At 65.4% G+C, this 1,223-nt stretch carries 3 protein-coding genes; all 3 read right to left on the bottom strand.

Going from position 1 to position 1,223, the window contains the following annotated elements; genetic code table 11:
- Positions 1-18 precede the first annotated feature (18 nt).
- Positions 19-447, bottom strand: coding sequence for an ExbD/TolR family protein (locus tag BFE01S_RS36735; protein WP_028229717.1), 429 nt, complete (start codon positions 445-447; stop codon positions 19-21).
- 9 nt (positions 448-456) lie between these two features.
- A complete protein-coding gene (locus BFE01S_RS36740) occupies positions 457-882 on the bottom strand; it encodes an ExbD/TolR family protein (protein ID WP_028229718.1) in 426 nt (141 codons plus the stop codon).
- A gap of 14 nt (positions 883-896) precedes the next feature.
- Positions 897-1,223 (bottom strand): MotA/TolQ/ExbB proton channel family protein (locus tag BFE01S_RS36745; RefSeq protein WP_028229719.1); only part of this gene is annotated, 327 nt, incomplete at its 5' end.

The raw sequence follows: 1,223 nt of genomic DNA on the forward strand, positions 1-1,223 counted from the left end.
CTGCTCACTCTCATTTCCTCACTGCATGTACTGCTCGTTGCCGATCAGGCCGATCTTCGTCGCCCCTTCGCGCTGTGCCGCGGCCATCACCGCGGCCACGTCCTTGTACGGCGCGAGCCGGTTCGGACGCAGGTGAATCTCCGCCTGGTCCGGCTCGGCCGCGACCTGCGCAAACTTCTGCTCCAGCGTCGCGCTGTCCGGCACGAGCGTACCGTTCCAGGTGGTGGTGCCGTCGAAGTCGATATCGATCTGCACCACCTCAGGCTGCACGGCCGGCGGCGGCGGATTGCCCACCGGCAGGTTCATCTTGACCGCGTGCATCTGGATCGGAATGGTGATGATCAGCATGATCAGCAGCACCAGCATCACGTCGATGAGCGGCGTGGTGTTGATGTCCACCATCACTTCCGGTTCGCTGCTCCCGCCGCCCGATACGTTCATCCCCATAACCGCCCCTTAACCGCCGCGCGCAGGCGGCTCCGTAATGAATGACACCTTCGCGATACCCGCGCGCTCGCAGTCCGTGATCACGCGGCCGATGGCCTCGTAACGCGTTTCCTGGTCGCCGCGGATATGCACTTCCGGTTGCGGCGTCTGCACGCCCGCCGCTTTCAGACGCTCCAGCAGCGTCGCTGCATCGACGTGCTTCTCGTACCAGAAGAAGTCGCCATCGCGGTTCACCGCGATCTCGATGCTCTTCGGCTGCGTCTGCAGCGGCATCACCGCCTGCTTCGGCAACTGCAGCGGCACGGTGTGCGTCACCACCGGAATCGTGATCAGGAAGATGATCAGCAACACCAGCATCACGTCGACGAGCGGCGTGGTGTTGATGGACGAGATGACCTCGTCCTCGTCCCCTTCGCCTCCAACGCTCATGGCCATGGCGTGTCCCTCCTTCAGTCAGCCAGCGCGGCCGAACGGGCCGTGCTGCGCGTGGCGCGCTTGCCGCCAGCCAGCACGACGGCGTGGAGTTGCGCGCCGAACGAACGCACGCGCTCCATCACGGCCTTGTTACGGCGCACGAGGAAGTTGTAGCCGAGCACGGCCGGCACGGCCACGCCCAGACCGATGGCGGTCATGATGAGCGCTTCGCCCACCGGGCCCGCGACCTTGTCGATCGACGCCTGGCCGGCGATGCCGATGGCGGTCAGTGCGTGATAGATACCCCACACCGTGCCGAACAGGCCGACGAACGGTGCGGTCGAGCCGACCGTGCCGAGGAA

This window comes from Paraburkholderia ferrariae NBRC 106233 (assembly GCF_000685035.1).
Classification (GTDB): domain Bacteria; phylum Pseudomonadota; class Gammaproteobacteria; order Burkholderiales; family Burkholderiaceae; genus Paraburkholderia; species Paraburkholderia ferrariae.